Origin of the sequence: Streptomyces sp. UG1, assembly GCF_049974585.1 — a bacterium.
GTDB lineage: Bacteria > Actinomycetota > Actinomycetes > Streptomycetales > Streptomycetaceae > Streptomyces.
Map to the genome: position 1 here is coordinate 22,477 of NZ_JBNGGG010000060.1, position 26,456 is coordinate 48,932.

Genomic DNA, 26,456 nt, shown 5'->3' on the forward strand with positions numbered 1-26,456 from the left:
ACTTCACCGAGGTCTTACTCGCTGTTGACGCACGTTTACCTGCGGTGACGCGCTGTGGGCCGCCCGTAACGCGGTGGCAACGATGTGACGGACATCGCTCGGACATCGCTCGGGCCCTCTCCCACAAGACATCAGGTGTCACCCGCGAGTTCCGCACCAGGACTCCCTTCTGTCATGCACCCGCACCTACGATCGGCCCGCATCGATGAGGAGAAGGCAGGAAGGGCGTTCATGGGAACCCAGGAGAACGAGCAGACGGCCGGAACCGGACGGCGGATGCTTCTCGGCGCGGCCGTGCTCGGCGCGGGCGGCGCGGTCCTCGGGCTGTCCGGCACGGCGCGGGCCGCGGAGGCCCGGCACGGAGGTGGCGGCATGAAGAGCCTGCCCAAGCCGACGATCATCGGCCATCGCGGCGCCAGCGGCTACCGTCCCGAGCACACCCTCGGCTCCTACGAGCTGGCACTCGACATGGGTGCCGACATCGTCGAGGCGGGCGACCTGGTGCCCACCAAGGACGGCCACCTGGTCTGCCGGCACGAGCCGGAGATCGGCGGCACGACCGATGTCGCGGACCACCCCGAGTTCGCCGACCGCAAGAAGACGAAGCTGCTCGACGGCGTCTCCACCACCGGCTGGTTCACCGAGGACTTCACGCTCGCCGAGCTGAAGACCCTGCGCGCCGTCGAGCGCATCCCGGCCAACCGTCCGCACAACACGCTCTACAACGGCCGCTGGGAGGTTCCCACCTTCGAGGAGGTCCTGAAGTGGCAGGACGAGCAGACCCGGCGGCGCGGCAAGCAGGTCTGGATCTACCCCGAGCTCAAGCACCCCACCTACTTCCGCAAGCAGGGCCTCGCCCTGGAGGAGCGGATCGCCAAGGTGCTGCACAAGCACCGCAAGGACCGGCGCAACTCGCCGGTCATCATCCAGTCCTTCGAGCCGACCAGCGTCCAGCGCCTGAACAAGCTCGTCGACAACCCGCTGGTCGTCCTGCTCTCCGGCCCGGCCTCCCGCCCCTGGGACTTCGTCGAGACGGGTGACCCGCGCACCGTCGCCGACCTGATCAAGCCGGCCGGCCTGCGCGAGATCGCCTCCTACGCCCAGGGCATCGGCTGCACCCTGGACCTGATCATCCCGAAGGACGCGGACGGCAACCTCACCACGCCCACCACGCTGGTGGCCGACGCGCACAAGGTCGGCCTGGTCCTGCACCCCTGGACGCTGCGCAACGAGAACCCGTTCCTCCCCGCGAACTTCCGCAAGGGCACCGACGAGGACGCCTACGGCGACGTCTTCGGCGCCTACAAGGCGTACTTCGCGACCGGCATCGACGGCGTCTTCACCGACCAGCCCGACACGGGCCTGCTGGCCCGCGAGGACTTCGTCAACGGCTGAGCCCCGCGCCCCGATTGGGGTGAGCGTCGGCCGCCCGGGCAACCTCGCGCCCGGGCGGCCGCGTCGTGCCGCATATGACGCACGACCTGGTTGCCGCCCTGCGCCCGCTGCTCGTCGCGGAGGCCTGCGCCGAGGCCCCCGGCTCCGGAGCCGAGCCCGGTGACCTGGAACAGGCGGTCTGGCTGCGCCTCCTGGAACGCCTCCAGTCGGACGGCCCACCCGCGGACCCCCAGCGCTGGCTGCGCGGCGCCGTCCGCGCGGAGGCCCGCCGCTGCCGCCGAAGAACGCGCCGCGAACGGCCGTACGACACCGAGCCCGCCGCCGAAGCCGACCGCCACGACCCGGAACACCTCGCCCTCGCCGCCGCCCGCCGGCGCGCCCTGCGCGAAGCGGTGCGCCGCCTGCCCGGGCGCTGCCCGCGTCTCATGGAGGCCCTGCTCTCCCCGGAGGACCTGACATACCGGGAAATCGCGGGGGAGTTGGGTATCTCACAGGGCAGTCTCGGCCCGGAACGTTCCAGATGCCTGGGATGTCTGCACCGATTGCTCACACCGGAGGTTGCGGCACGCAGTGCGCGGGGATAGGAGTGAGGGACAACAGGCGATCAGGTGAGCGGGAGGCGTGCGCACATGGGCATGAGCGTGACCATCTCGGCGGCGACCGAGCAGGACGCGGAGCAGATCTTCAGGCTTCAGTACCTGTGCTTCCAGAGCGAAGCGGCGCTGTACGGCAACTACCGCATCGACCCGCTGGTCCAGACCCTGGACTCGGTCCGTGCGGAGGTGGCCGCCGACTGTGTCTTCGTGGCCAGGCTGGGCGAGGAGGTGGTCGGCTCCGTGCGCGGCAGCGTCACCGACGACGGTTCGGCCGCCATCGGCAAGCTCTGCGTCCACCCCCGCCTCCAGGGCCATGGCATCGGGGCCCGCCTCCTGCGCGCCGCCGAGTCGGCCCTCACCGAACAGCGCGGTGCCACCAGGTTCCGCCTGGAGGCCGGCCACCGCAGCGAGGGCAACCTGCGCCTCTACCGCAAGGTGGGCTACGAGGCGGTGGGCACGTCGAAGGGCGCGGACGGGGTACCGATGATCGTCCTGGAGAAGTTGGCGGGGACGTACGCCACTACCGCGTGACGGTCCGTGCCTTGCGGAGCCAGTACAGGGCCGACAGGGGCAGCAGTACCGGGATGAACAGATACCCCATGCCGTAGTCGGACCACACGGTCGCGTCGGGGAACGCCGAGGGCTCCACCAGGGTCCAGGTGCCGACGACCAGAACACCCGCGAGCTCGGCGGCGCAGCACACCAGCGCCGCCCTGCGGGCCTTTTCGCCGCCCCTGACCAGGGTGTACGTGATGAACCCGTAGACCAGACCCGCGACCGCCGACAGCGCGTACGCGAGCGGCGCCCGGTCGAACTCCGTCGCGATCTGGTACGCCGAGCGCGACACCGCCCCGACCACCATCACGCCGTACAGCCACACCAGCAGCATTCCGGGCCCGCTGATCAGCCGCGTCGGCTTCTGCTGAGTCGCCGCCACGTCAGCCTCCCCAGATGTCATAGAGCCGCACCTCGAGGACGGCCAGCACGACACCGCCGGCGGCGACCGTCACCGAACCCCACTTGGACCGCTCGGCCAGCGACATGAAGCCCGCGGCCGGGACGCACGCGAAGGCGCCCAGCAGATACGCCACGAAGATCGTCGTGCCCTGCTCCGGCTTCTCGCCCCGCGCCAGCAGCACGATCCCGGCCACGAGCTGCACCAGGGCCAGCACCGTCACCACGGCCATCCCGATGAAGTGCCAGTCCTTCGTGGGCTGGTCACGGTATGCGGCCCAGCCGCACCAGGCGGCGAGCAGCAGCGCGGCGACGCCGGTCACGAGCGTCAGGGCAGCAAGCATGCGGCGAGCCTATTACGGGCCAAAAGGGCTGGTGCGGCCACCCCCGACGAGCACCGTAGGGTCGAGGGCATGAAGCTCCGTGCACAAGCTCTCCTGTTCGACAACGACGGCACACTCGTCTCCTCCCTCGACTCCGTGGACCGCTGCTGGGCGCGCTGGGCCGAGGAGTACGGCATCACGGAAGAGTTCGCCGGGGTCGAGCTGCACGGACGCCCGGCCGTCGAGATAGTCGCCGAGCTGCTGCCCGCGCACGTGGTCCCGCAGGCCCTCGCGCGCATCGAGACGCTGGAGGTCGAGGACGTACCCAACGACGGTGTCCATCTGCTGCCCGGCACCAAGGCGTTCCTCGACTCGCTGCCCGGCGATCGCTGGGCCGTCGTCACCTCCGCCACCCGCCGCCTCGCCGAGGCCCGGCTCGACGCCGTCGGCATCCTCCCCAAGACGATGGTCACCGCCGACGACATCACCCGCGGCAAACCCGACCCCGAGCCCTACCTCCTCGCCGCCCGCGAACTCGGCGTCGACCCGGCCCACTGCGTCGTCTTCGAGGACGCCCCCGCCGGTCTCGCGGCCGGCCGCGCCGCCGGAATGACGACCGTGGCGTTGACCACAACCCACCAGGCCCACGAACTGGACGCCGACCTCGTCGTCAAGAACCTGTCGGCCTTGTCCACGCTGGTCATCGACGGGAGCGTGGAGATCTCCGTGCGCGGCTGAGGGCCGTCCGCCGCCTGTCCACCGCCGTCCAGTATGCGGACAGCGGCGGCGGGTAAGGACCGTACGTCTGGTTTACTGATCGCATGACCACGACGAGCTACCGCATCCCTGCGACCGAGGCGACCATGACGCCCGGTGCTCGTTGTATGTGTCGAATGTGCGCCTTCTAGAGGGCCCCTGCACCACTTTTGAGCCTCGCGCCCCGAAGCGAGCCGCCGTGGCATGTCCGTACGCCGTATCGCGTATGTGACCACGCTGCCCCGCGCACACCTTTCCCTCCCGTACCAGGGCACACCCACGCCCGCGTACTCGACAGTGATGGAAACCCAGTGATCACCACAACGGGCCTGACCAAGGTCTACCGCTCGCGCGGCCGAGAGGTCACCGCCCTCGACGGCGTCGATCTGCACGTCCGCGAAGGCGAGGTGTACGGCGTCATCGGCCAGTCCGGCGCCGGCAAGTCCTCGCTCATCCGCTGCGTCAACCTGCTGGAGCGCCCCACCTCCGGGACGGTCACCGTCGCCGGACAGGACCTCACCGCCCTGGCCGGCGGCGGACCCCGGGCCGGCAAGGAGCTGCGCCGGGCGCGCAGCCGTATCGGCATGGTCTTCCAGCACTTCAACCTGCTGTCCTCCCGCACCGTCCAGGACAACGTCGAACTCCCGCTGGAGATCCTCGGCAAGTCCGGCAAGGAGCGCTCCCGCAAGGCGCTCGAACTGCTCGACCTGGTCGGACTCGCCGACAAGGCCAAGGCCTACCCCGCCCAGCTCTCCGGCGGCCAGAAGCAGCGCGTCGGCATCGCGCGCGCCCTGGCCGGCGACCCCAAGGTGCTGCTCTCCGACGAGGCCACCAGCGCCCTCGACCCGGAGACCACCCGCTCCATCCTGCAACTGCTGCGCGATCTCAACCGGCAACTCGGCCTCACCGTCCTGCTCATCACCCACGAGATGGACGTGGTGAAGTCGATCTGCGACTCGGCCGCGCTCATGGAGGCCGGCCGCATCGTCGAGTCCGGCACGGTCAGCGAGCTGCTCGCGACCCCCGGCTCCGAACTGGCCGCCGCGCTCTTCCCGGTGAGCGGCGAGACCTCCGGCGACGACCGCACCGTCGTCGACGTCACCTTCCACGGCGAGGCCGCCACCCAGCCGGTCATCTCCCAGCTCTCGCGCACCTACAACATCGACATATCGATCCTCGGTGCCGCCATCGACACCGTCGGCGGCCTCCAGGTCGGCCGGATGCGCATCGAACTGCCCGGCCGCTACGAGGACAACGTCGTGCCGATCGGCTTCCTGCGCGAACAGGGTCTGCAGATCGACGTACTGGGCCAGGAGCCCGTTCTGCTCAAGGAGGGTGTCAAGTGACCTGGACCGATTGGTCCGAGATGTGGCCCCTGCTGGAGCAGGCGTGTTGGGACACCCTCTACATGGTCGGCTGGTCCACCCTCATCGCCGTCGTCGGCGGGCTCCCGCTCGGCATCCTCCTCGTCCTCACCGACAAGGGCGGCCTGCTCCAGAACGTCCTCGCCAACAAGGTCATCGGGCAGGTCGTGAACGTCGCCCGGTCGATGCCGTTCATCATCCTGATGGTCGCGCTGATGAGCTTCACGCGCTGGGTCACCGGCACGACCATCGGCCGCGAGGCCGCCATCGTGCCGCTCGCCATCGGCGCGATCCCGTTCTTCGCACGCCTCGTCGAGACGGCGGTCCGCGAAGTGGACGGCGGGCTCGTCGAGGCCGTGCAGTCGATGGGCGGCAACACCTGGACCGTCGTACGCAAGGTCCTCGTACCCGAGTCCCTGCCGTCCCTCATCGCCGGCACCACGACCACGATCGTCGCCCTCATCGGCTACTCGGCGATGGCCGGCACGGTCGGCGCGGGCGGCCTCGGCGACATCGCCATCCGCTACGGCTACCAGCGCTTCGAGACCGAGCTGATGTGGCTCACGGTCGCGATCCTCGCCGTCGTCATCTCCCTGATCCAGTTCGCCGGCGACTACGCGGCCCGCTCCCTGCACCGCCGCGGCGGACGCTCGGGCCCGGCACCGAAGCTGCGACTGCTGAAGGCGTCAGCGGCGACGAGCAAGACCGCCTAGGTCCCCCTGAACTCCCCGAACACCCATGTCGGGGTCGCACCACCCATAAGGAAAGGCACTTTTCGTGCGTAACACCGCCAAGATCACCACTGCCGCCCTCGCCGTCGGAGCCCTCACCCTCGGGCTCACCGCGTGCGGCGCGGACCAGGACTCCGGCTCCTCCGACGCGAGCGCCCCGCTGACCGTCGCCGCCACGCCCACCCCGCAGGGCGAAATCCTCACCTACATCAAGGACAAGCTTGCGAAGAAGGCCGGCCTCGACCTCGAGGTCAAGGAGTTCACCGACTACGTGACGCCGAACACGGCCGTCCAGCAGGGTGAGGTCGACGCCAACTACTTCCAGCACCAGCCGTACCTGGACGACTTCAACAAGAAGAACGGCACCGACATCGTCGCCGTGCCGAACGCCACCGTGCACCTGGAGCCGCTCGGCGTGTACTCCCAGGGCGTCAAGAAGCTCGCGGACCTGGCCAAGGGCGCCACGGTCGCCCTGCCGAACGACACCACCAACGAGGCCCGCGCGCTGAAGCTGCTGGAAGCCAACGGAGTGATCGAGCTCAAGGCGGGCGCCGGCTACGCGGCGACCCCCAAGGACATCGCCGCCAACCCCAAGAACCTCCAGTTCAAGGAGCTCGAGGCGGCCCAGCTCCCGCGCTCGCTCGGGGACGTCGACGCCGCCGTCATCAACGGCAACTACGCCCTGGAGGCCGACCTCAGCCCGGCCGAGAACGCCATCGCCGCCGAGTCGCCCGAGGGAAACCCCTACGGCAACTTCCTCGCCGTGAAGAAGGGCAACGAGAGCGACCCGCGCGTCAAGAAGCTCGCCGAGCTGCTGACCTCGCCCGAGGTGAAGAAGTTCATCGAGGACAAGTACGACGGCGCCGTCGTCGCGGCGTTCTGACACGTCACCTTCGTCTGACGGTGCGTATACCGCGTATCGCCACGCACGGGGTCCACTCGCTCACTTGGTGTGGACCCCGTGGTGCGGTTCAGTGCTTTCATGCTGCATGCTGGGCAGTTCAGCAGGCCCTGAAGGTTTCCGAAGGTTACGGAGCGGCGCATGACTAGCACCTTCCCCAACATCTCCATCAGCACGGAGCGGTTGGTGCTGCGCCCCCTCGACGAGGACGACGTGCCCGCGCTGGCCGAGATGATGAACGACGAGCAGGTCGGCGCCTGGACCGACGTCCCCCAGCCCTTCACCGAGGACGGCGCCCGCACCTGGATCACCGAGTACGCCCCCACCGAGCGGCAGGCGGGCCGGGGGCTCGACCTCGCCGTCACCGAATTCCTCACCCAGCGCCTGGTCGGCGTCGTCCAGCTCGCCAGGACGAACTGGCATGTGCGCTCGACGGAGCTGTCGTACATCGTCGCCCCCTGGGCCCGCGGCGAGGGCTACGCCTCCGAGGCCGCGCTGGCCACCGCCCAATGGCTGTTCACCGACCAGAAGTTCGAGCGCATCGAGCTGCGCACGGCCGCCGACAACACCGCCTCCCAGCAGGTCGCCCAGAAGATCGGCTGTATCAGCGAGGGCGTCCTGCGTAACGCGTGCATAGCGCACGTCCGCACCGAGGACGGCACCTGGACCGACCTGCGCACCGACTTCATCGTCTGGAGCCTCCTCCCGGAGGACCTCGACGGCGCCGGGGAGCAACTCGCCGACACCGGCGGCTTCACCTCGTTCGGCGAGTGGAACTGACGGGAAACGAACCCTCGGGCACCAACGGTGCCGTAACGGCGACCGGGTACCCTCACGGAGCCTGGCCCTCGGGCCGCCCCATGACGACCTGCGCAGACTCTGGAGACTGACGACGATGGCCGACCGCGTCACGGTGATCGGCTGGGACGGCTCGCCGCTGACCGCCGCGGCGCGCTCCGCCCTCGGCGCCGCCACGCTCGTGGCCGGTGCCGCCCACCACTTGGCGCTGGCCGAGGTACCGCCCGCCGCCGAGCGCATCAGGCTCGGCAGCGTCGCCCTCGCCGCCCGCCGGATCGCCGCCCACCGGGGCAGCGCGGTCGTGCTCGCCGACGGCGACCCCGGCTTCTTCGGCGTCGTACGGACCTTGCGCGCACCCGAGTTCGGCCTGGAGGTCGAGGTCGTCCCCGCGGTCTCCTCGGTCGCCGCCGCCTTCGCCCGGGCCGGTATGCCCTGGGACGACGCACAGGTGGTCGTCGCACACCGCCGCACGCTGCGACGCGCGGTGAATGTGTGCCGCGCCCACACCAAGGTCGCCGTCCTCACCTCACCCGGCGCCGGGCCCGCCGAACTCGGCCTGCTCCTGGAGGGCGTCCACCGCACCTTCGTGATCTGCGAGGAACTGGGCACCGAACGCGAGCAGGTCACCGTCGTCACCTCCGACAAGGCCGCCGACCACTCCTGGCGCGACCCGAACGTCGTCATCGTCATCGGCGGCTCCGCCGGCGCGACGGGCTCCGGCGGCTGGCTCGCCGGACGCGACCCGAGCGGCGGCCCGCGCGGCTGGACGCTGCCCGCCGAGGCCTACGGCGGCCTCATGGGCGAGAGCGAACTGGAACCGCTGCGCGCCGCCCAACTCGCCCGGCTCGGCCCGCGCGTCGGCGACCTGGTGTGGGACATCGGCTGCGCCAGCGGCGCCTTCGCCACCGAGGCCGCCCGGGCCGGCGCCGCCGTCCTCGCCGTCGACCGCGACCCGCAGGCCTGCGCCCGCACCGAGGCCAACGCGCGCGCCTTCGGCGTCCAGCTCCAGATCGTCCACGGCACCGCCCCGCACATCCTGGAGAACCTCCCCGAACCGGACGTGGTACGCGTCGGCGGCGGGGGAGCGGCCGTCGTCTCCGCCGTCGCCGACCGGCGCCCGCAGCGCATCGTCACGCACGCCGCGACCCGCGACGCCGCCGAACTCATCGGCCGCGACCTCACGTCGCACGGATACGACGTCGAGTGCGCCCTGCTGCAGTCCGTCGAACTCGACACGCGGGCCTGGACGGAGCGCGAGCGCAGTGTCGCGTTCCTGCTCAGCGCGGTACTGCCCGACCGCGGTGCGTGACGGTGAAGCCGTCCCCGTGATCCTGTTGTCGTACCGCGCGCGGTAGGCTGGCCGATCGTTGTACCGCACGCGGTCGCCCGGCACTTCGTCGGTCAATGTCCGGAAAAACACGCCCCGTTTGGGGTGGGTGTGGTACGGCGGAACCGGAGGACGCGCAACGTGGCGCAGTCCACAGCGGCCCGTCGCGGATCAACCTGTCGCGACGGCCGAACGGCCACGACAATGCCACTCAATGGCTTTGTCGCCTTTTTGGGGCGAGTCGTTCGTGCCGCTGGGCAGGCACGCTCGTTCTTCACTGCGGGGGCGGTCGGTGCGCCGTCCCGGTGAGCTGGTCGTACAAGCACTAACCGATGGGCGAGGGGTACGCATGACCGACACCGGCCAGGTCCCGGGCGAGGGACTGCCGGAGAGCGCAGGCACGGCGGAGCAGCCGGGCGTCCCCGCGGCGCACGGTGCGTACCCCTACCTCTCCGAGACCACCGCCGAGGACGAAGACCTGCTGATGCCCGGTACCCAGGGAGCCTGGGGCAACGAGGTCCCGCCGCCCGCGCCGGAGCCGCTCGTCGAGGCCGTGCACGAGCCGGGCCCGCACGAGATCTCCGGCCGCGACAGCGGCTCGGTCGACCTCAACGACGTGCGCCTCCCGGGCCCCTCGGCGCCCACGGCCCCCACGACGCCGATCCCGCCGATCACCCCCAGGCGACCCCTTCACCTGGGCCCGCCCATCCCCGATGCCTCCGCCAGCCCGGTCCGCTCCCTCGCCGACCGCGGCGCCGTCGGCGCACCGGCCCGCCAGCCCGCCGCGGCCCCGGCCGGCCCCGAATACCTCGACGCGACGGCCCCGCAGCCGACGACGCCCTGGCCGTCCGCCCCCGTGCCGGTCGGCTCCGGGGCGCAGGCTGCGGAAACGGTTGTTCCGGCGGAGCACCCCATGGTCGCGGCCCAGGCGGCCGCATCCCGGCCCGCAACCGAGGCGAGCGCGGTGCCTGCACCGCAGGAGGGTGCGTACGGCGGACAGGAGCCGTCGGCTGTTGACGCGGGGGGCGTCGGCGGGGGCGTGCCTGCGCCGGACGCCGTTCCGGGAGGCGATGGAGGTGCGGGGGCTGTGGCCGGGGCCGGTGTCGGTGACGGTGTTGGTGCTGTGGCCGGGGCCGGTGCCGCTGACGGTGTGGGTGCTGTGGCCGGTGCTGGTGCCGGTGCTGTGGCCGCTCCCGGGGCCGAGCAGGCTGCCGGGGAGGTGCCGGTGAGCGAAGGCGGGGCAAGTGCTGGGCCGGTTCCCGGTGGTGTCGGCGCGGTTCCCGGTGATGCCGGGCCGGTTCCCGGTGGTGACGGTGGCCAGGATGCCGCGTCGGCTGCGGTTGTCGGTGAGGCTCCGGAGGGCGGACAGGGCGGACAGGGCGGACAGGGCGCCGAGGGCGGACAGGTTCCCGCCGGTGTCGAGGTTGCCGGGGCGGTAGCGCCCGGCGCTGAGGTGCCTGTTGCTCAGCCCGCGCAGGTCGTCGAGGCGCCCGCTGCCGAGGAGGCTCAGGTCGCCGAGGTGCCGGCCGCCGAGGCGCCCACCGCTGACGCGGGCCAGGTCCCCGAGGGTGCTGCCCCCGAGGCCGTTCAGATCGTCGACGGCGCCGCCCCCGAGGGCGAGTCGCTACCCGAGACACCTGCCCCGGAGGCCGCGCAGGCGCCGGGCACGCCCGCTCCGGACGGCGTCCAGGTCCCCGTAGCCGCCGGCCCCGAGGCTGTCGCGCAGGCGCCGGGCACGCCCGCTCCGGGCGCCGTCCAGGTCCCCGTAGCCGCCGCGCCCGAAGCTGTCGCACAGGCACAGGCACAGGCACAGGCGCCGGAGCCCGCCGACCCGCAGGCGGCCCCTACACCCGGAGTGGCCCCGACCCCCGAGGCCGCCCAGACCCCCGAGGCCGCTCAACCCCACGCGGACCCCACCCCGGTTCACGCCCAAGTGCCCCCGAAGACGGCCCCGGAGGCGGCCCCCATTCCGGACGCCCCCCAGGCCCCGCAGCCCCCCGAGTCCGAGCAGGCCGTACCGGCCCCGCAGCTCGCCGCCGGCGCCACGGCTCCCGCCGCCGGCGCCCCCACTCCCGTCGACGCCGCCCCCGCGGCCGTAGCTCCCCAAGAGCCCCCACAGCCCACGGACGCCGACCCGGCCACCCAGCAGCACGCCCAGCAGCAGGCCGCCGAGCCCGCCGCCTCCGTCGAGCAGCCCGCACAGGACCCGCAGCAGGCGCAGGCCGCCGAGGCCGTCCCGGACCCGAACCTCGCGCAGGCACCGCAGTCGGCGCAGGTGAGCGCTTCGACGGACGGCGACGCGGAAGCCCCCGTGGCGGCCCCCGCGACACAGGCCCCGGACGCCGCCGAACCGGCCGAGGCCCAGCCACTCGCCGCAGCCGCGGCCGCCGCCCCCGATGCCGCCGACCCGCACCCGGCCCCGGCGGCGGCCGCCCCCACGGAGGCCGTACCGGCAGACGCCCCCGAGCCCTTCGTCGCCGAACCCGCCGGCCCTCAGCTCTGGACCCAGCCGCAGCCGCAGCCCGGGCAGGTCGCCGAGGACCCGGCCCAGCCGCCCGTCGAGCCCGCGCAGGCCGGTGAGGGTGAGGTCACGGTCGTCCTTCCGGGCGGTGTCTCCCAGGAAGCCGCGCCCGAGCCGTCGCTCGGCCGGTTCGTGCAGGTCGAGGGCTCGGTGCCGACCACCCCGCACCTCGCCCCGACCCCGGCCCAGCCGACCGCGCTGCCCGTCGAGGAGGGCCCGGGCCCCGTCCCCACGGTCCCCGCGCCCCGCGAGGGCGACCCCGAAGTCGCACAGCAGGCGGACGACCTGGACACCCGGGCCGCCGAACAGGAAGACCAGGCGGAAGAGAGCACGGCCGTGGCCGAGGAAGCGCGCCAGTCCACCGGCCCGGCGGCGCCCGGCTACGACGACGCCGAGCGCGACGCCGTGCTCAAGGTCATGCGCGAGCGCCGTGACATCCGCAACGGTTTCCGCAGCGACCCCATCCCGCACGAGGTGCTGCTCCGGGTCCTGGAGGCCGCCCACACCGCGCCCTCCGTGGGCCACTCGCAGCCCTGGGACTTCGTCGTCATCCGCTCCGCGGACACCCGGCGCACCATGCACGAGCTGGCCATGCGCCAGCGCGAGGCGTACGCCAAGTCCCTCCCCAAGGGCCGGGCGAAGCAGTTCAAGGAACTGAAGATCGAGGCCATTCTCGACACCCCGGTGAACATCGTCGTCACCGCCGACCCGACCCGCGGCGGCCGCCACACCCTCGGCCGGCACACCCAGCCGCAGATGGCGCCGTACTCCGCCGCGCTCGCCGTCGAGAACCTCTGGCTCGCCGCCCGCGCCGAGGGCCTCGGCGTCGGCTGGGTCAGCTTCTTCGACGAGCGTGAGATGGTCCGCGCGCTGGGGCTGCCCGAGCACCTCGAGGTCATCGCCTACCTGTGCGTGGGCTACGTCGACGAGTTCCCGGACGAGCCCGAGCTGATGCAGGCCGGCTGGTCCAAGCGCCGGCCGCTGTCGTGGGTCGTGCACGAGGAGACGTACGGCCGTCGCGCCCTGCCCGGCGAGGAGCCGCACGACCTGCTCGCCGAGACCGTCGCTCAGATCCGGCCGCTGGACGCCAAGGCGCTCGGCGAGGCCTGGGAGCGGCAGAAGCGGATGACCAAGCCGGCCGGCGCGCTCGGCATGCTGGAGATCATCTCCGCCCAGTTGTCCGGCCTGTCCCGGCAGTGCCCGCCGCCGATCCCGGAGCCCGCGGCCGTCGCGATCTTCGCCGGCGACCACGGGGTGCACGCCCAGGGCGTCACCCCCTGGCCCCAGGAGGTGACGGCCCAGATGGTCGCCAACTTCCTCGGCGGCGGCGCGGTCTGCAACGCCTTCGCGGGCCAGGTGGGCGCCGAGGTCTGCGTCGTGGACGTGGGCGTGGCGGCCGACCTCCCCGCCACCCCAGGGCTCCTGCCCCGCAAGGTCCGCGCGGGCACCTCCGACATGACGACCGGTCCCGCGATGACCCGCGAGGAGGCCAAGCAGGCCATCGAGGTCGGCATCGAGACCGCCCGCGACCTGGTGGCGGCCGGCAACAAGGCCCTGCTGACCGGCGAGATGGGCATCGCCAACACGACCGCGTCGGCCGCGCTCATCTCCGTCTTCACGGGCGCGGACCCGGCCGAGGTCACCGGCCGTGGCACCGGCATCAACGACGAGACCCTCGCCCGCAAGACCGAGATCGTCCGCCGCGCCATCGAACTCCACCAGCCCGACCCGGCCGACCCCATCGGCGTCCTCGCGGCGATCGGCGGCTTCGAACACGCCGCGCTGGTCGGCCTCCTGCTGGGCGGCGCGTCGCTGCGTACGCCGGTGATCCTGGACGGCGTCAGCGCCGGCGCCGCGGCCCTGGTCGCCCGCGCCATCGCTCCCGAGGTCCTGGCCGCCTGCATCGCGGGCCACCGCAGCGCCGAACCCGGCCACGTGGCGGCCCTGAACAAGCTCGGCCTGCGCCCCCTGGTCGACCTCGACCTCCGCCTCGGCGAGGGCACGGGCGCGCTCCTGGCCCTGCCGCTGGTGCAGAGCACGGCGAGGGCGATGCACGAGGTGGCGACGTTCGATTCAGCGGGGGTAACCGAGAAGTAGCGGGAGCCAAGGAGCAATGGGGGGACTGCAGCTCCGGTCTCCTCTGTAGCCGGCCGGTGGTTGTGGGCAGTCGTTCCGCTGGGGCGGAACGGGTGGGCACAACCACCCACAGCCGTGCACACGGCGACGATGCCCAGCCACCGGACACCTGACCCGGCCAAACCCCGCGCCACTTAAAATGCCCACGTCAGGGCTATCGCACCGCCGCCTCAAGAGGAGCCGCACCCTCATGGCCGAACACCCCGCCTACCCCGTAGGCCTCCGCCTCACCGGCCGCCGGGTCGTCGTCCTCGGCGGCGGCCAGGTCGCCCAGCGCCGCCTCCCGGCCCTCATCGCAGCGGGCGCCGACATCGTCCTCGTATCCCCCGAGGCGACCCCCTCGGTCGAGGCGATGGCGGACGCGGGCGAACTCACCTGGCACAAGCGCCGATACGAGGACGGCGACCTCGCGAACGCCTGGTACGCCCTGATCGCCACCGGCGACAAGGAGGCGAACACCCGCGCCTCCGCCGAAGCGGAGCGCCACCGCGTCTGGTGCGTCCGCTCCGACGACGCCGACGCCGCGACCGCCTGGACCCCGGCCACCGGCCACAGCGAGGGCGTCACCGTGGCCGTCCTCACCACGGACGCCCGCGGCCGCGACCCCCGCCACACCGCCGCCATCCGCGACGCGGTCGTCGAGGGCCTGCGCGACGGCACCCTCGTCGCCCCGCACCACCGCACCCGCACCCCCGGCGTCGCCCTGGTCGGCGGCGGCCCCGGCGACCCGGACCTGATCACCGTGCGCGGCCGCCGCCTGCTCGCCGAGGCCGACGTGGTCATCACCGACCACCTGGGCCCGCGCGACCTGCTCGCGGAGCTGCCGCCGAGCGTCGAGGTGATCGACGCCGCGAAGCTGCCGTACGGCAGGTTCATGGCCCAGGAGGCCATCAACAACGCCCTGATCGAGCACGCCAAGCAGGGCAGGTCCGTCGTACGCCTCAAGGGCGGCGACCCCTTCGTCTACGGCCGTGGCATGGAGGAGGTCCAGGCGCTGGCCGAGGCCGGCGTCCCGTGCACCGTCGTGCCCGGCATCTCCAGCTCGATCTCGGTCCCGGGCGCCGCCGGCATCCCGGTCACCCACCGGGGCGTCGCCCATGAGTTCACGGTGGTCAGCGGCCATATCGCGCCCGACGACGAGCGCTCCCTGGTCGACTGGCCGTCCCTCGCCAAGCTCACCGGCACGCTGGTGATCCTCATGGGCGTCGGCACCATCGGGAAGGTCGCCGAGACGCTCATCGCCCACGGCAAGTCCCCGGACACGCCCGTCGCCCTGGTCCAGGAGGGCACCACGGCCGCCCAGCGCCGGGTCGACGCGACCCTGGCGACGGCCGGTGCGGCGGTAGTCGACCACGAGGTGAAGCCGCCGGCGGTCATCGTCATCGGCGAGGTCGTGAACGTGGGACCGAGCGCCTCCGAGTAACCGCGGGTAACACAACTCGTCCCGAACCGTTGGCACCACACCCAGGACAAGGCAGTATCACCCTGTGGCCGATCTCATCACCGTCGATGACCCCGCCGACCCCCGCCTGCGCGACTACACGGGCCTGACCGACGTCGAACTGCGCCGCAAGCGCGAACCGGCCGAGGGCCTGTTCATCGCCGAGGGCGAGAAGGTCATCAGACGTGCGAAGGAAGCCGGCTACGAGATGCGGTCGATGCTGCTCTCGGCCAAGTGGGTCGACGTCATGCGCGACGTCATCGACGAGCTCCCGGCCCCGGTCTACGCGGTCAGCCCGGACCTCGCCGAGCAGGTCACCGGCTATCACGTGCACCGCGGCGCGCTCGCGTCGATGCAGCGCAAGCCGCTGCCGACGGCGAGCGAGCTGCTGCACAGCGCCCGGCGCGTGGTGGTCATGGAGTCGGTCAACGACCACACCAACATCGGCGCCATCTTCCGCTCCGCGGCGGCCCTCGGCATGGACGCGGTCCTGCTCTCGCCGGACTGCGCGGACCCGCTGTACCGCCGTAGCGTCAAGGTCTCCATGGGCGCCGTCTTCTCCGTGCCGTACGCCCGCCTGGACACCTGGCCCAAGGGCCTGGAGTCGGTCCGCGAGGCCGGCTTCACCCTCCTCGCCCTCACCCCGGACGAGAAGGCCAAGACCCTCGACGAGGCCGCCCCGCACCGGATGGACCGGGTCGCGCTGATGCTCGGCGCCGAGGGCGACGGCCTGTCCACCCAGGCCCTCGTCGCCGCCGACGAATGGGTCCGCATCCCCATGGCCCACGGCGTCGACTCCCTCAACGTCGGCGCGGCGGCCGCGGTCGCCTTCTACGCGGTGGCCACGGGCCGCCCGCAGATCTAGGAGCCCGCGGGTGAGCCAGGGTCAGGCCGTCGTCGCGGTCCTGCTGCGCGCCGGCCGCCTCCTCGCCATCCGGCGCGGTCCGGGCGTCGCTCGCCCTGGCTACTGGCAACCCGTGAGCGGCAGGATCGAGCCGGGGGAGACCGAGCGGGAAGCGGTCGTCCGGGAGGTCCGAGAGGAGGTCGGCCTGACCGTCGTCCCCCTGGCCAAGGTCTGGGAGTCGGAGACGGACGACGGCCGCTTCCGCCTCCACTGGTGGACGGCACGCGCCGACACCGGCGACGTGATCCCCGACCCGGACGAGGTCGGCGAGGCCCGCTGGGTCACACCGCGGGAGTTCCTGTCCCTCGACCCGGTGTTCGAGGGCGACCGGGAGTTCTTCGAACGGATCCTGCCGCACCTGTGAGCCCCGGCCGCCCGAGAGCCGTCCGGACTCCGTGAGGCCTGGCCGCCCCGCCCGAGAGCCGTCGGCTAGCCGTGGCCCTCGTACGTCGACCCGTACCGCTCGGACACCATGTCCCCGTCCAGCGGCTCGTAGCCCGGATCCACCTGACCCTGGCTCGGTGGTACGACACCCTTGTCGTCGCCGAGCCCGCGGTCCGGGCCCTGGCAGCCCTGCGCCGCCGCGATGCCGAGCGCCACGAGCAGGGTCACCACGACGAACACGAACAGCCGCTGCCTGAGCAACTGGGGGTTGGCGGGCCGTCGTCCCGTCCCCGTGTTGCGGGGCGCCGGACGTCCCTTGCCGCCCCGCGCCGCGGGCCGTCCGCCGTTGACCGGGCGGGGGATGCTGCGGGAGGAGGGCGCGGGCGGCCGGGTCCCGGACCGGGAGGACGCCGTACCGCTGTGCGGAACGCCGCCGCCCCTCGACGGGGCCGCGTCACGGGCGGGACCGGGGACGCGCGGGGTGCCGTTGCCGCCGCGCGGCATACCGGTGCTGCGCGGCGGGGGAGCGCCCTGGGCACGTCGCTGGGCGCGCTGCTGTTCGGCGTAGGTGTCGGCGAGCCGCCCGGTGGGCCGGTCCGCCTCTCCGGAACGCGGCGCGGGCGGCCGTACGTCCGCGAATCCCTGCGCCTCCCGGGCCGCGATCTCCTTCAGACGCAGCGACAGCTGGAGCGTGCTGGGCCGGTCCTCCGGGTCCTTGGCCAGACAGGCCCGCACGAGCGGGGCCAGGGCGTCCGGTACGCCGTGGAGCTGGGGCTCCTCGTGCACGACGCGGTACAGCATCACCTCTGAACTGCCGTGCCCGAAGGGCGAGTCACCCATCGACGCGTACGCCAGCGTGGCGCCGAGGGAGAACACGTCCGTGGCCGGGGTGACCGCGGCGCCGCGCACCTGCTCGGGCGCCAGGAAGCCGGGGGAGCCGACCGCCGTGCCGACGTGGGTGAGGGTGGAGGCCCCCGTCGCCCAGGCGATCCCGAAGTCGATGATCCGCGGGCCCTTGGGGGACAGCAGGATGTTGGAGGGCTTGAGATCGCGGTGGACGACACCCGCCTCATGCACCGCGACGAGCCCCTCGGACAGCGCGGCCCCGACGGCGGCGACCTCCGCGGCGCCGAGCGCGCCCTCGTCGACGACTTTGTCGTGCAGGGAGGGACCGGGGACGTACTGAGTGGCGAACCACGGCCGCTCCGCCTCCAGGTCGGCGGCCACGAGCCGTGCCGTGCACCCGCCGCGAATCCGCCGAGCCGCCGAGACCTCACGTGCGAAGCGCGAGCGGAACTCCTGATCCTCCGCCAGGTCGGGCCGGATCACCTTGAGCGCGACCCGCTGCCCCTTCTTGTCGGAGCCCAGGTAGACGACGCCCATTCCGCCCGCGCCCAGCCGTCTGTGAAGCCTGAACGAGCCGACGACGCGCGGGTCCTCGCGCCTCAGGCGCATCATCGCCATGTTCATCCCCGCTGCCCGGTCCGTGTGACGAGCCACAGCTTACGTTTCCGTGGGCCGCCGTGCGCAGAGGCCGCGCCCTCTCGGGCCGATGGATTGTCAGTGGTGGGTGGGAGACTTGAAGGGTGGTCAGAGGATGGGTGAGCAGGGCGACTTCGGCGTTTCCCGGCCCCCAACCAACCGTCACAGAAGGGGGATTGGGCCCGTGAAGGGTGATCGCGTGGAGATAGTCGTGGACGCGGGTGACACGACGCGCACGTATGAGGTGGTGGCGAGCAGGGCGGGCCGCCGGGTGGAGACGGCGGTGCGTCGAGGTGTCGTGGAAGTGAGCGAAGTCACCCGGAGCGGTTCGGTGGTCCGTACGGCCCGCTTCATGGCGAACCGGGTCCTGGCGCTGGTCGAGCAGCCCGTGCCGAGGGAGGACGGCTCGGAGAAAAACACGGAGTAGAGCACGGAGCAGAGCACGGGATGGAACACGGGGAGAGCCCGCAGAAAGCGGGGCACACCGGACGCCCCCTCGGGGAAGACCCCGAGACCTGGGACCTCGTCTCCACCCAGGGGAGTACTCCGCAGGTGATGGCTCATCCTCCGGGAGGCCCGGTAATCGGTACGAGGGCATGACGTGCCGGAGGGGCCGCGCGCCTAGATTTGAGGTCAAGCGGCGGGTGCAGCACTCGTCCCCCGAGGTCAGACACCCGCCGCTGCCAACGACAACTGACAAAGGTCAGGAGAGGACCATGGCCCAGACGGCATCGCGGACACTGATCCGCACGCAGGAGCGCACGGTGCTGCGCCCCCGCCGTCAGGGTCGCCGTCACCCCCTGGTGGCGACGCTCATGGCCCTTCCCCTGGCGGCCCTTCTCCTCCTCGTCTTCGACGGCTGGGAGACAGTGGCCACACAAGCGTCGTCCGTGGGTGTGATGCTGGGGCGCTGAGCGGCGACCCCAGGCCCGGAAGAGCGGTCCGGGCGGGGACATCCACCCATGAAACCCCGTGGGGACGGGGGTGCGGCGGACGGCACAAATGCCGGCGTAGCTGGGGAGCTACGCCGGCATTGCTTTTGCCTCCGGAGGCGCACTCCAGTCCGGGCCCGGCCGCCAGCGGCCCCTTCTCGACACCGGCTCAGGCAATCTCGGCCCGTCCCCAGCCCAAGGCCGGGACCGAGCCCCGCCGACCTGCAGGGGACGCCCCCCTTTCAGCGCTGGCCCGCATCCCGCAGCCCATCGGACGCCAGGGAAGATGGCCGCGCCGTCCCGAGCGCCACCCACCCACAACGACTGCCACCTTTCAGGCCGACCCGCACTCTCAACTCGTCGGGTGTCCGAGGCCGGGTGCGGAGACCGTCCCGAGCCCTCACCCACCCGCAGCGGATGCCACCTTTCAGCACCGACCCGCACTCAGCCCGTGGGGCGTCTGAGGACAAGGCCGCACCACCCCGAGCCCCCAGTGCTGGCCCGCACCATCCGGCTCGTGGGGTGTTCGACGACGAGGCCGCACCGTCCCGAGCCCCCACCCACCCGCAGAGGACGCCACCTCCAGTACCGGCCCGCACCATCCAGCCCGTCGGGCGTCTGAGGACGAGGCCGCACCATCCCAAGCCCCCACCCACCCCCAGGGGGCGCCACCCTCCAGCACCGGCCCCCAGCCCCCACCACCAGCCCGTCCGGCGTTTGAGGACAAGGCCCGTTCAGGGCCGGTAGGCGGGGTCTGGGGGCGCAGCCCCCAGCAGGTCCGGTCCGCGTCGGTGCCCGGTGTCTGGACAGTCGCGGTGTCAGATGATCCGGCGCCGGCGACGCAGTCACCCCGTACTCTCGCCCCAGACCTCCGCACACAAGGAACGCCCGTGACCCCGAATCCGCTCCTGCCCGACCTCACCGTACGAGTCCGAGTCGAGGCCCACTCCCGCACGTCCGCCTGCCCCTGCGGAGCAACCGTCACGCTCGCCGACCGCCCCGACGCCACCGTCGTCCGCCACGCCGGCACCGTCGCCAAGGCCCACGCCCCCGACATCACCCCGGACGACCTGGCACCCCGGCTCGCCGCGGCCACACACCTCCCCGGGCTCCTCCTGCCGCCGCTCGGCGACCTCCCCCTCGAACTGCATGGCCGACTCGTGACCCTCTGGCCGTACGGCGCCCCTGTGGACCCGGAAGACCCCGACGCGGCCCCCTGGGAAGCCGCGGCCACCCTGCTCGCCCGCCTCCACCGCACCCCCGCCCCCGTTCCGCTGCCCGCCATGCGAGGCCCCGCCAAAGCCGCCCATGCCATCGCCCGCCTCCGGGTCGCCGGCCAGGGCAGCCTCGCCGCCGACATCGTTCTGCGCGCCTGGGACACCCTCCCCGCCTGGGCCCGCGCCGAGGCCCCCCAGCCCGACGACACCACCCTCTGCCACGGCGACCTCCACCTCGGCCAGCTCGTCCGTCACCCGGCCCCGGACGGGGCGTGGCTGCTCATCGACGTCGACGACCTCGGCGTGGGCGTGCCCGGCTGGGATCTCGGGCGGCCGGCCGCCTGGTTCGCCTGTGGGCTGCTTCCGGCCGACGAGTGGACCCGGTTCCTGGACGCGTACCGCGCCGCCCGCGGCCCGGCCGTCCCCGCCACCGGCGACCCCTGGCCCGCCCTGGACGTCCCCGCCCGCGCCCTCACCGTGCAGAGCGCCGCCCGCGCGGTCACCAAGGCCCTGGCCGCAGGGCGCCCCCTGGACGAGGTCGAGCAGGCCCTCGTCGACGCCTGTGACCGAATGGCCTCCGTCCCCCAGGAGTTGGCCCACGAACACGCAAAGTAGGGTGCAACCGACCGCAGCCGGACAGAGTCTGTCCTGGCGATAGGCGAAGCAGGACCGACCGGCGAGGAGTTGAGCCGACCATGCAGTGTCCGAAGTGCCATGCGCCGATGCACACCTACAACCGCAACGGTGTCCAGATCGAGCAGTGCAGTGGCTGCCGCGGGATCTTTCTCGACTACGGCGAGCTGGAGGCGCTGACCCGCCTGGAGTCCCAGTGGTCCCAGCCCGCCCCGCCGCCCCCGGCCGCTCCCCAGTCCTACCCGGCCGCCGCCCCGCAGGCCCCCGCCTGGGGCGCCCCGCACGGCGGCCACCACGGCGGTCACTACGGCCGCCGTCGCCACAAGAGCTTCGGCCACATGCTGTTCTCCAGCTAGCCGCACCGGAACGACGAAGCCCCCGGTCGATGACCGGGGGCTTCGATGTGTGGACGATACTGGGATTGAACCAGTGACCTCTTCCGTGTCAGGGAAGCGCTCTCCCGCTGAGCTAATCGTCCTCGGGACCACGATCACTGCATGGAGCGGATCATGGGCAATGCGTGCGCGATACTGGGATTGAACCAGTGACCTCTTCCGTGTCAGGGAAGCGCTCTCCCGCTGAGCTAATCGCGCCAGGGATCCGAAGATCCAGTGGACGATACTGGGATTGAACCAGTGACCTCTTCCGTGTCAGGGAAGCGCTCTCCCGCTGAGCTAATCGTCCTTGGAGGTGGAGACGGGATTTGAACCCGTGTAGACGGCTTTGCAGGCCGTTGCCTCGCCTCTCGGCCACTCCACCAGGAGTGTAGGGGCTCGGGAAGATCCCCTGTTCCTTCGAGCGGACGACGAGGCTCGAACTCGCGACCTCAACCTTGGCAAGGTTGCGCTCTACCAACTGAGCTACGTCCGCTTGTCGTTTCGTTCCGCTCCCGCGGCCCGGCGACGAGTTGAACTCTAGCGGATTCCGGGGCCAGTACAAAAACGCGTTTGTGCAGCGTGCTGCGCTGCACCTGCTCAGCGACCCGGGGAACCCCACCGAAGGGACATGGCCAGGTCACCCGTGAGACACCCACCATAGACTCGACTGCGTGCCCGACCTCGCTCCTCTCGCCCGCTTCGGCGGCCGCGTCGCCACCGGCCTCCTCGACGTCACCAGCGATCCCGCGGCCCTGGACTCCAGTGGTTTCTGGGCCGTCTGCGCCGACTTCGAGGGCGGCCTGACCTGCGCCCGCTTCCGGGACGTACGGGAAGAACCCGTGCCCGCCCCGGTACCGGGGGCGTGGGCGGGCCCCGCGGAGGGTGACTGGACGTCGTCCCTCGACCGCGCAGCGTACACGGCGGGCGTACGGCGCATCCGTGAGCACATCGCGGCCGGCGAGGTCTATCAGGCCAACCTGTGCCGGGTGCTGAGCGCGCCGATCGGGCCGGACGCCGACGTGGACGCGCTCACCGCGCTGCTGGCCCGCGGCAACCCGGCGCCGTATGCAGGAACGATCCGGCTGCCGGAGCACGGGGTGGAGACGGCCACCGCCTCCCCCGAGCTGTTCCTGCGGCGTGACGGGCGCGTCGTCGAGTCCGGGCCGATCAAGGGCACCGGACGCACCGAGGCGGATCTGCTGGAGAAGGACTTCGCCGAGAACGTGATGATCGTGGACCTGGTGCGCAACGACATCGGGCGGGTCTGCGCCACCGGGACGGTGACCGTGCCCGATCTGTGTGCCGTGGAGAAGCACCCGGGGCTCGTTCATCTGGTGTCCACCGTGCGCGGCGAGCTGCGTCCCGGCGCAGGCTGGCCCGAACTGCTCGACGCCGCCTTCCCGCCCGGCTCGGTCACCGGCGCGCCCAAGTCGAGTGCCCTGCGGATCATCGACGCGCTGGAGACGGCGCCCCGCGGGCCGTACTGCGGCGGCATCGGGTGGGTCGACGCCGACCGCGGCACCGGCGAGCTGGCCGTCGGGATCCGTACCTTCTGGATCGACCGGGAGGCGGGGGTGCTGCGGTTCGGGACCGGGGCCGGGATCACCTGGGGGTCGGACCCGGAGGGGGAGTGGCGGGAGACCGAGCTCAAGGCGTCGCGGCTGCTCGCGGTAGCGTCGGGGGCGTACGAGGAGAGTGGAGAGGGACTGCAATCGTGAAGATCTGGCTCGACGGCGGGCTCCAGGACATCGAGTCCGCCCGCGTCTCCGTCTTCGACCACGGCCTGACCGTGGGCGACGGCATCTTCGAGACGGTCAAGGCGGTGGACGGCCGTCCGTTCGCACTGACCCGGCACCTCGACCGGCTGACCCGCTCGGCGCTCGGCCTCGGCCTGCCCGAGCCCGACCACGACGAGGTCCGCCGCGCCTGCGCCGCCGTGATGGAGGCCAACCCGATGCCGCTCGGCCGGCTGCGCATCACCTACACCGGTGGCCACGGCCCCCTCGGCTCCGACCGCGGCGAGCACGGCCCGACCCTCGTCGTCGCCCTCGGCGAGACCACCCGCCGGCCCGACTCCACGGCCGTGATCACCGTGCCCTGGACCCGCAACGAGCGCGGCGCCCTCACCGGCCTGAAGACCACCTCGTACGCCGAGAACGTCGTCGCCCTCGCCCGCGCCCACCGACACGGCGCGACGGAAGCCCTGTTCGCGAACACCGTCGGCCGGCTCTGCGAGGGCACCGGCTCGAACGTGTTCGTCGTCCTGGACGGCGAGATCCACACCCCGCCGGTCGCCTCGGGCTGTCTCGCGGGCATCACGCGCGCGCTCACGGTCGAGTGGACCGGCGCCCGGGAGACCGATCTGCCGCTGGACGCGCTGGAGCAGGCCGAGGAGATCTTCCTCACCTCCACCCTGCGGGACGTCCAGGCCGTGCACCGCGTGGACGACCACGAACTGCCCGGCGCACCGGGCCCGGTGACCGCCAAGGCCATGCGGATCTTCGAGGAGCGGTCCGGGGACGACCTGGATCCGTAAGGGCGCGGAAAAATGGGCTGCCCCGGGCCGTCGCGGTGGGTAGAACACCCCTGATGACCACGACCCTGCGGCCCACCGAGCCGCTTCAGCACAACGCGGACGGCACGCGCTCACGCCGCTACCAGGTGTGCGTGAACAGCCGTCCCGTCGGCGGAGTACGCCTCGCCACGCACCCCGAGTACGGCCCGGCCACGGCCCGTGTCACAGAGCTGTACATCGAGGAGCCGGACCGCAGGCGGGGCCGCGGCACGGTGGCCGCGCTGGCCGCCGAGGAGGTCCTGCGCGGCTGGGGCTGCAAGCGCGTCGAGGTGTCCGTGCCGGGCGACGCCGCGGGCGCGCTCCGGCTCGCCCAGGCCCTCGGCTACGTCCTGCGCAGCCGCAACATGACCAAGCAGCTGGACGGCACCGCGCCCGGCCTGCCCGCCGGCACCGCGCCCCGGCCCATGACCGAGGCGGAGTACGGGCCTTGGCTGGCCCATGAGCGCGAGGAGTTCGCCCGCGACCTGATCGGGCGGGGCGTCCCCGCCGACGAGGCCTACCGGAAGGCCGACAGCGGACACGCGAAGTACCTGCCGGACGGCCTGGCCACCGAGAACACGCTGATCAGCGTGCTGGAACACGAGGGCAACCCGGTCGGCACGCTGTGGCTGGGGCTGTGGCCCGAGACGGCGTACGTCCTGGACGTCGAGACCGAGGAAGGCCTCCGCGGCCGCGGCCACGGGCGCGCCCTGATGCTGCTGGCCGAGGTCCAGGCGATCGCGGCCGGCAAGGACCGCATAGGCCTGCATGTCTTAGCCGACAACGCTCCGGCCGAGCGTCTGTACGAGTCACTCGGCTACGAGACCACCGCGTACAACCTGGGCAAGGACCTGCTCTGAAGCAGGTCGGGCGAAGCCCGCTGGGGTTCGGCGGCGCCCTGGAGGGACGCGGGGCTGTGTCGACACGCGGCTGCCACCGCACGGGGCGCGACCGACCACGACACGTGTCCGCAGACGACGGACGGCGCATCGCAGCCCCGTGGCGGAGCCGCTGATCGACACCGCCGGCGGAGCGCTCACGCCCCGGGGCCCTCGGCCAGCAGCCGGTCCGCGATCTGCTCGATGCGCTCGCGCAGCCCCTCCTGGCTCTTGCCGCCGTCGAGCCGCTCGCCGCCGATCACATACGTCGGCGTGCCGGTCACGCCGATCGCCTTGCCCTCGGCCTGGTCGGCGTCGACGATCAGGATGTGCCGGCCGTCGATCAGCGCGGTGTCGAACTCCTCCGCGTCCAGCCCGAGTTCCCGGGCCACCTCGACCAGGAGGGGTTCTCCCTTACGGTCCAGCTCCTCGACCCGGGCCAGCACCGCCTCGACGTACGGCCACCCCTGCCCCTGCTCCAGGGCCTCCTCGGCGGCCTGCGCGGCGGCGAAGGCGTGCTTGTGCTTCTCCAGCGGGAAGTGCCGCAGCCGCAGCTCCAGCCGGTCGCCGTAGCGGGCGCGCAGGGCACGGAGATCGTCCAGGGCACTGCGGCAGTCGGGGCACTGCAGCTCGCACCAGACGTCGAGGACGGGGGCGGCGGGACGGTCGGGGGAGGAGTCGCTCATGGGCCCAGTCTCCCAGCCCCGGCGCGCACGACCCAATCCGACCTGGGGCTTCGCCCGGGGGCGGCCCTAGGGGTACGCCGCTGACCGGGACCTGCGGAGGAGGCGACCCGGAGATGTCCCTGATGTCGGGCCGAGGCATGGCAGGGCGGGGGTGCCACGGTGCAGGATGGAAGGGACGAAGTGTCCTGACTCGACCCAGCATGCCTGGAGGCCCGGATGATTGCCGAGACCGTCTGTTCAGCCGTCGCCGCGGCCGGCCTGGGCATCGCGGCGGTCACGGCGTACCGCAAGCGTTTCCTCGCGGCCACCCGCATCGCCGCGTACTCCCTGGTGCCCCTCGGCCTGGTGATGACCGGGGTCGTCGAATGGCTGGCGGACACCGCGTTCAGCCCGACGGCCTGGGCGGGCTTCGGAGTGCTCGGCCTGTCCTGGGCGCTGTTCGCGACCACCCGCGCGGTCGAGCGCCGCCGTGGCGGCACCCGCAAGGAGCGCAAGGAGGCCCGCGCGGCCGCGCAGCGCGAGGCAGTGGCCCCGGCGGCGTCGGCGCCCTCGCTGGGCTCGGGCTCCAAGCGGGAGTCGACCAAGCCCGCGACCGCCCCTCGGTCGGAGGCCGCGGACGACTTCAGCGACATCGAGGCCATCCTCAAGAAGCACGGCATATGACCCGTGCCGGCTCCCGCACGCGGGACTGAAACGACACACGGGGTCGCCGCCCGGCCGTAAATGATCACGACTCGGACCGGACATCACGGAATCCGACGAACTCCCGCTCATTCCGGGCGTGTTGATCGCGCGGTGCGCTGCGATTGCGCCATCATCGCCGCGAGATGCTGGACACGACACAGAGCGAGGCCGCGCCAGCTCAGGACGAGCCTCGCGGGTGCCTCTTCGCCCTTTCCCAGCCACCGCTGATGATCTTCCTTGCGGTGATCGGGTGTCTGCTGCTCATGGCTGCGCTGCACGATCTGCTGCTGCTCTGAGCCGTACCCGCGGCCCCCGGCGCCACCCGCCGGGGCCCGCGTCGACACACGGGCCGAGTCGGGCCGTACGGCGGTCGTGCCGGCCGACGGAGGCGTCCTCGCCAGGGGCCTAGGGCCTGTTGCGAAAGTGGATCTTGTTCGTTGATGATCACGTCCCGTGGGACGTGGGGATCTGACGAACGGCCA

At 72.3% G+C, this 26,456-nt stretch carries 26 protein-coding genes and 5 tRNA genes; 22 read left to right on the top strand and 9 right to left on the bottom strand.

The window, feature by feature from the left end; translation table 11 throughout:
- Window positions 1-231 precede the first annotated feature (231 nt).
- The 3 genes from ACP4J3_RS45330 (at window position 232) to ACP4J3_RS45340 (ending at window position 2,522) form a co-directional block, all read left to right on the top strand.
- Entirely contained in the window at window positions 232-1,395 is a 1,164-nt protein-coding gene (locus ACP4J3_RS45330; protein WP_426543159.1) for a glycerophosphodiester phosphodiesterase, read from the top strand.
- A gap of 74 nt (window positions 1,396-1,469) precedes the next feature.
- Window positions 1,470-1,979 (top strand): sigma-70 family RNA polymerase sigma factor, encoded by a 510-nt coding sequence (locus ACP4J3_RS45335; RefSeq protein WP_426543161.1) that lies wholly within the window; start codon window positions 1,470-1,472, stop codon window positions 1,977-1,979.
- Window positions 1,980-2,024: 45 nt separating this feature from the next.
- Window positions 2,025-2,522: a GNAT family N-acetyltransferase gene (locus tag ACP4J3_RS45340; protein WP_426543163.1), complete on the top strand. Its 498-nt coding sequence runs from the start codon at window positions 2,025-2,027 to the stop codon at window positions 2,520-2,522.
- Here the strand turns inward: ACP4J3_RS45340 and ACP4J3_RS45345 are convergent.
- Both ACP4J3_RS45345 and ACP4J3_RS45350 read right to left on the bottom strand, forming a co-directional pair.
- Window positions 2,512-2,949 (bottom strand): hypothetical protein, encoded by a 438-nt coding sequence (locus ACP4J3_RS45345; protein WP_426543165.1) that lies wholly within the window; start codon window positions 2,947-2,949, stop codon window positions 2,512-2,514. The two genes, ACP4J3_RS45340 and ACP4J3_RS45345, sit on opposite strands and share 11 nt — an antisense overlap.
- Complete coding sequence (locus tag ACP4J3_RS45350; protein WP_426543167.1) at window positions 2,930-3,289, bottom strand: hypothetical protein; 360 nt, start codon at window positions 3,287-3,289, stop codon at window positions 2,930-2,932. The genes ACP4J3_RS45345 and ACP4J3_RS45350 overlap by 20 nt, the downstream gene beginning before the upstream one ends.
- Before the next feature lie 69 nt (window positions 3,290-3,358).
- Between ACP4J3_RS45350 and ACP4J3_RS45355 the strand changes: the two genes are divergently transcribed.
- From ACP4J3_RS45355 to ACP4J3_RS45400, 10 genes are all read left to right on the top strand, one after another.
- Window positions 3,359-4,006 (top strand): HAD family hydrolase, encoded by a 648-nt coding sequence (locus ACP4J3_RS45355; protein WP_426543169.1) that lies wholly within the window; start codon window positions 3,359-3,361, stop codon window positions 4,004-4,006.
- Between the two features lie 329 nt (window positions 4,007-4,335).
- On the top strand, window positions 4,336-5,370 hold the full coding sequence (locus ACP4J3_RS45360; RefSeq protein ID WP_426543171.1) for a methionine ABC transporter ATP-binding protein: 1,035 nt from the start codon (window positions 4,336-4,338) through the stop codon (window positions 5,368-5,370).
- Between the two features lie 20 nt (window positions 5,371-5,390).
- Window positions 5,391-6,101: a methionine ABC transporter permease gene (locus ACP4J3_RS45365; protein ID WP_426543203.1), complete on the top strand. Its 711-nt coding sequence runs from the start codon at window positions 5,391-5,393 to the stop codon at window positions 6,099-6,101.
- A 64-nt stretch (window positions 6,102-6,165) separates the two neighbouring features.
- A complete protein-coding gene (locus ACP4J3_RS45370) occupies window positions 6,166-7,002 on the top strand; it encodes a MetQ/NlpA family ABC transporter substrate-binding protein (RefSeq protein ID WP_426543173.1) in 837 nt (278 codons plus the stop codon).
- A 159-nt stretch (window positions 7,003-7,161) separates the two neighbouring features.
- The gene (locus ACP4J3_RS45375; RefSeq protein WP_426543175.1) at window positions 7,162-7,800 is read left to right on the top strand and encodes a GNAT family N-acetyltransferase; all 639 of its coding nucleotides are present in this window, start codon (window positions 7,162-7,164) and stop codon (window positions 7,798-7,800) included.
- A 115-nt stretch (window positions 7,801-7,915) separates the two neighbouring features.
- On the top strand, window positions 7,916-9,127 hold the full coding sequence (gene cbiE / locus ACP4J3_RS45380; protein ID WP_426543177.1) for a precorrin-6y C5,15-methyltransferase (decarboxylating) subunit CbiE: 1,212 nt from the start codon (window positions 7,916-7,918) through the stop codon (window positions 9,125-9,127).
- Between the two features lie 367 nt (window positions 9,128-9,494).
- On the top strand, window positions 9,495-13,763 hold the full coding sequence (gene cobT / locus ACP4J3_RS45385; RefSeq protein WP_426543179.1) for a nicotinate-nucleotide--dimethylbenzimidazole phosphoribosyltransferase: 4,269 nt from the start codon (window positions 9,495-9,497) through the stop codon (window positions 13,761-13,763).
- A 229-nt stretch (window positions 13,764-13,992) separates the two neighbouring features.
- The gene (gene cobA / locus ACP4J3_RS45390) at window positions 13,993-15,225 is read left to right on the top strand and encodes a uroporphyrinogen-III C-methyltransferase (RefSeq protein ID WP_426543181.1); all 1,233 of its coding nucleotides are present in this window, start codon (window positions 13,993-13,995) and stop codon (window positions 15,223-15,225) included.
- A 64-nt stretch (window positions 15,226-15,289) separates the two neighbouring features.
- Entirely contained in the window at window positions 15,290-16,108 is an 819-nt protein-coding gene (locus ACP4J3_RS45395) for a TrmH family RNA methyltransferase (protein WP_426543183.1), read from the top strand.
- Between the two features lie 10 nt (window positions 16,109-16,118).
- On the top strand, window positions 16,119-16,511 hold the full coding sequence (locus tag ACP4J3_RS45400) for an NUDIX domain-containing protein (protein WP_426543185.1): 393 nt from the start codon (window positions 16,119-16,121) through the stop codon (window positions 16,509-16,511).
- Window positions 16,512-16,576: 65 nt separating this feature from the next.
- Here ACP4J3_RS45400 and ACP4J3_RS45405 read toward each other — a convergent pair whose 3' ends face one another.
- A complete protein-coding gene (locus ACP4J3_RS45405) occupies window positions 16,577-18,001 on the bottom strand; it encodes a protein kinase domain-containing protein (RefSeq protein WP_426543205.1) in 1,425 nt (474 codons plus the stop codon).
- Window positions 18,002-18,197: 196 nt separating this feature from the next.
- Between ACP4J3_RS45405 and ACP4J3_RS45410 the strand changes: the two genes are divergently transcribed.
- The 4 genes from ACP4J3_RS45410 to ACP4J3_RS45425 all read left to right on the top strand — a co-directional run bounded on the left by ACP4J3_RS45410 (window position 18,198) and on the right by ACP4J3_RS45425 (window position 21,151).
- A complete protein-coding gene (locus ACP4J3_RS45410; protein ID WP_426543187.1) occupies window positions 18,198-18,440 on the top strand; it encodes a hypothetical protein in 243 nt (80 codons plus the stop codon).
- A gap of 289 nt (window positions 18,441-18,729) precedes the next feature.
- Window positions 18,730-18,927, top strand: coding sequence for a hypothetical protein (locus ACP4J3_RS45415; RefSeq protein WP_426543189.1), 198 nt, complete (start codon window positions 18,730-18,732; stop codon window positions 18,925-18,927).
- 908 nt (window positions 18,928-19,835) lie between these two features.
- Entirely contained in the window at window positions 19,836-20,777 is a 942-nt protein-coding gene (locus tag ACP4J3_RS45420) for a phosphotransferase family protein (RefSeq protein WP_426543191.1), read from the top strand.
- 80 nt (window positions 20,778-20,857) lie between these two features.
- Window positions 20,858-21,151, top strand: coding sequence for a zf-TFIIB domain-containing protein (locus ACP4J3_RS45425; protein WP_194048167.1), 294 nt, complete (start codon window positions 20,858-20,860; stop codon window positions 21,149-21,151).
- Window positions 21,152-21,201: 50 nt separating this feature from the next.
- Here the strand turns inward: ACP4J3_RS45425 and ACP4J3_RS45430 are convergent.
- From ACP4J3_RS45430 to ACP4J3_RS45450, 5 genes are all read right to left on the bottom strand, one after another.
- Window positions 21,202-21,273: transfer RNA gene (locus ACP4J3_RS45430), tRNA-Val, on the bottom strand.
- A gap of 43 nt (window positions 21,274-21,316) precedes the next feature.
- A tRNA-Val gene (locus ACP4J3_RS45435) sits at window positions 21,317-21,388 on the bottom strand.
- Between the two features lie 19 nt (window positions 21,389-21,407).
- Window positions 21,408-21,479: transfer RNA gene (locus ACP4J3_RS45440), tRNA-Val, on the bottom strand.
- A 1-nt stretch (window position 21,480) separates the two neighbouring features.
- Window positions 21,481-21,554 (bottom strand) — tRNA-Cys (locus tag ACP4J3_RS45445).
- 38 nt (window positions 21,555-21,592) lie between these two features.
- Window positions 21,593-21,665, bottom strand: a tRNA-Gly gene (locus ACP4J3_RS45450).
- Between the two features lie 178 nt (window positions 21,666-21,843).
- Here ACP4J3_RS45450 and ACP4J3_RS45455 point away from each other — a divergent pair.
- The 3 genes from ACP4J3_RS45455 to ACP4J3_RS45465 are packed head-to-tail and all read left to right on the top strand — an operon-like array spanning window position 21,844 to window position 24,586.
- Window positions 21,844-22,890, top strand: a complete 1,047-nt coding sequence (locus ACP4J3_RS45455) for a chorismate-binding protein (protein WP_426543193.1) — start codon at window positions 21,844-21,846, stop codon at window positions 22,888-22,890.
- Window positions 22,887-23,708 carry an aminotransferase class IV gene (locus ACP4J3_RS45460; protein WP_426543195.1) on the top strand — a complete coding sequence of 274 codons (822 nt, stop codon included), beginning with the start codon at window positions 22,887-22,889 and terminating at the stop codon, window positions 23,706-23,708. The genes ACP4J3_RS45455 and ACP4J3_RS45460 overlap by 4 nt, the downstream gene beginning before the upstream one ends.
- A gap of 53 nt (window positions 23,709-23,761) precedes the next feature.
- Complete coding sequence (locus ACP4J3_RS45465; RefSeq protein WP_426543197.1) at window positions 23,762-24,586, top strand: GNAT family N-acetyltransferase; 825 nt, start codon at window positions 23,762-23,764, stop codon at window positions 24,584-24,586.
- A 176-nt stretch (window positions 24,587-24,762) separates the two neighbouring features.
- Here ACP4J3_RS45465 and ACP4J3_RS45470 read toward each other — a convergent pair whose 3' ends face one another.
- On the bottom strand, window positions 24,763-25,290 hold the full coding sequence (locus ACP4J3_RS45470) for a DsbA family protein (RefSeq protein WP_426543199.1): 528 nt from the start codon (window positions 25,288-25,290) through the stop codon (window positions 24,763-24,765).
- A 216-nt stretch (window positions 25,291-25,506) separates the two neighbouring features.
- Between ACP4J3_RS45470 and ACP4J3_RS45475 the strand changes: the two genes are divergently transcribed.
- Window positions 25,507-25,953, top strand: coding sequence for a hypothetical protein (locus ACP4J3_RS45475; RefSeq protein ID WP_426543201.1), 447 nt, complete (start codon window positions 25,507-25,509; stop codon window positions 25,951-25,953).
- Between the two features lie 164 nt (window positions 25,954-26,117).
- Window positions 26,118-26,270, top strand: coding sequence for a hypothetical protein (locus ACP4J3_RS45480; protein ID WP_167366237.1), 153 nt, complete (start codon window positions 26,118-26,120; stop codon window positions 26,268-26,270).
- Window positions 26,271-26,456 lie beyond the last annotated feature (186 nt).

Coding starts and splice junctions, on each gene's coding strand:
- ACP4J3_RS45470 (WP_426543199.1), bottom strand. CDS start 25,290: ATGAGCGACTCCTCCCCCGACCGTCCCGCCGCCCCCGTCCTCGACGTC.
- cbiE (WP_426543177.1), top strand. CDS start 7,916: ATGGCCGACCGCGTCACGGTGATCGGCTGGGACGGCTCGCCGCTGACC.
- ACP4J3_RS45415 (WP_426543189.1), top strand. CDS start 18,730: ATGGCCCAGACGGCATCGCGGACACTGATCCGCACGCAGGAGCGCACG.
- ACP4J3_RS45335 (WP_426543161.1), top strand. CDS start 1,470: ATGACGCACGACCTGGTTGCCGCCCTGCGCCCGCTGCTCGTCGCGGAG.
- ACP4J3_RS45365 (WP_426543203.1), top strand. CDS start 5,391: ATGTGGCCCCTGCTGGAGCAGGCGTGTTGGGACACCCTCTACATGGTC.
- ACP4J3_RS45350 (WP_426543167.1), bottom strand. CDS start 3,289: ATGCTTGCTGCCCTGACGCTCGTGACCGGCGTCGCCGCGCTGCTGCTC.
- ACP4J3_RS45330 (WP_426543159.1), top strand. CDS start 232: ATGGGAACCCAGGAGAACGAGCAGACGGCCGGAACCGGACGGCGGATG.
- ACP4J3_RS45475 (WP_426543201.1), top strand. CDS start 25,507: ATGATTGCCGAGACCGTCTGTTCAGCCGTCGCCGCGGCCGGCCTGGGC.
- ACP4J3_RS45405 (WP_426543205.1), bottom strand. CDS start 18,001: ATGAACATGGCGATGATGCGCCTGAGGCGCGAGGACCCGCGCGTCGTC.
- ACP4J3_RS45375 (WP_426543175.1), top strand. CDS start 7,162: ATGACTAGCACCTTCCCCAACATCTCCATCAGCACGGAGCGGTTGGTG.
- ACP4J3_RS45425 (WP_194048167.1), top strand. CDS start 20,858: ATGCAGTGTCCGAAGTGCCATGCGCCGATGCACACCTACAACCGCAAC.
- ACP4J3_RS45355 (WP_426543169.1), top strand. CDS start 3,359: ATGAAGCTCCGTGCACAAGCTCTCCTGTTCGACAACGACGGCACACTC.
- ACP4J3_RS45340 (WP_426543163.1), top strand. CDS start 2,025: ATGGGCATGAGCGTGACCATCTCGGCGGCGACCGAGCAGGACGCGGAG.
- ACP4J3_RS45465 (WP_426543197.1), top strand. CDS start 23,762: ATGACCACGACCCTGCGGCCCACCGAGCCGCTTCAGCACAACGCGGAC.
- cobT (WP_426543179.1), top strand. CDS start 9,495: ATGACCGACACCGGCCAGGTCCCGGGCGAGGGACTGCCGGAGAGCGCA.
- ACP4J3_RS45345 (WP_426543165.1), bottom strand. CDS start 2,949: ATGACATCTGGGGAGGCTGACGTGGCGGCGACTCAGCAGAAGCCGACG.
- ACP4J3_RS45480 (WP_167366237.1), top strand. CDS start 26,118: ATGCTGGACACGACACAGAGCGAGGCCGCGCCAGCTCAGGACGAGCCT.
- cobA (WP_426543181.1), top strand. CDS start 13,993: ATGGCCGAACACCCCGCCTACCCCGTAGGCCTCCGCCTCACCGGCCGC.